This is a genomic window from Nocardioides cremeus (assembly GCF_030518195.1).
Classification (GTDB): Bacteria; Actinomycetota; Actinomycetes; order Propionibacteriales; family Nocardioidaceae; genus Nocardioides; species Nocardioides cremeus.
Window position 1 is genome coordinate 1 of sequence record NZ_JAULSC010000061.1, and the last position, 1,264, is coordinate 1,264.

The following is a 1,264-nucleotide window of genomic DNA, read 5'->3' on the forward strand; positions in this document are numbered from 1 at the left end:
GACGGCGGAATCAGGGGGCGGACGCAACACCGTTGGTGTGGTCTTCTTCGAGCAACTTAGCGAAGACCTCGGCGGGGGTGAGGTAGGCGAGTCGTTTGCGGGGGCGGTTGTTGAGTTCTTCGGCGATGGCGGTGAGGTCGTCGTGGGTGTGCTGGGACAGGTCGGTGCCCTTAGGCATGTACTCGCGCAGCAGTCCGTTGGTGTTCTCGTTGCTGGGTCGCTGTTGGGGGCTGTAGGGGTCGGCGAAGTAGACGTCGATGCCGGTAGCGGCGGTGAAGTCGGCGTGGCGGGCCATCTCGGTGCCGCGGTCCCAGGTCAGGGTCTTGGCGAACCAGGTGGGCAGCTGGCTCATCTGCTGGCTCAGCGCGGTGGCGACGGCGTGAGCGCCGTGGCCTTCGGGTAGGTGGGCCAGGGTCACGAACCCGGAGTGCCGCTCGACCACGGTGGCCACCGCTGAGTTCGAGGCCAACGAGCCCTTGATCAGGTCGCCCTCGTGGTGGCCGGGCACCAGGCGGCCCTCGACCTCTTCGGGGCGGTCGTGGATCGAGACCATGTTCTTGATCCGGTCATGCTTGTTGGTGCGCTGACCTCGGGGTTTGCGTTGGGTGCGCTTGCTGCGCAGGTGGGCCTTGAGCTCGCGGGTCAGCTCGCCGCGGGGATAGACGTAGAGGCTCTGGTAGATCGTCTCGTGGCTGATGCGCATGGACTCATCGTCAGGGAAGCGCACCCGCAGGCGTCCAGCGATCTGGTCGGGCGAGAGTCGCTTCTTCAGCATGTACCGCACCCAGGCCCGCAGCCGCGGGTTCGAGGCGATCTTCGAGGGCTTGGGACGCCGCTGGTTGTGCCAGGCGATGGTGTGGGCGTGGTGGGGCAGGTAGTGCCCGGTACGCGGATCGCGGTTGCGGGCCAGCTCACGGCTGATCGTCGAGGGCGAGCGCGAGAGCTGGCGAGCGATGGCGCGCATCGAGCATCCCGAGTCGTGCATGCGCGCGATCTCGCACCGCTCGTCCTGGCTCAGGTAGCGGGCGTCGTACTCGGCAGCAGCAGGTCTGGGCACGCTGCCGAGCCTGACCAGCATCCGGTACACCGTGCGTGTTGACACGCCGGCACGTGCAGCGATCTCTGCGCGCTGCACGCCCCGGCGAAGCAGGCAGTGGATCAGATCGACCTGCTCAGCAGGCATCGGTGGAGTAGGCATGGGTCGTACCCCCAGGTCAGAGGGTGTTGCGACATTCCTCTGACCTCACCGACCGGTCGATGGTGC

The 1,264-nt window shown here is 66.9% G+C and carries 1 protein-coding gene; it reads right to left on the reverse strand.

Annotated features, from left to right (window positions below; genetic code table 11):
* Positions 1–10: 10 nt before the first annotated feature.
* On the reverse strand, positions 11–1,183 hold the full coding sequence (locus QWJ41_RS20725) for an IS30 family transposase (RefSeq protein ID WP_439117351.1): 1,173 nt from the start codon (positions 1,181–1,183) through the stop codon (positions 11–13).
* Positions 1,184–1,264: the final 81 nt, after the last annotated feature.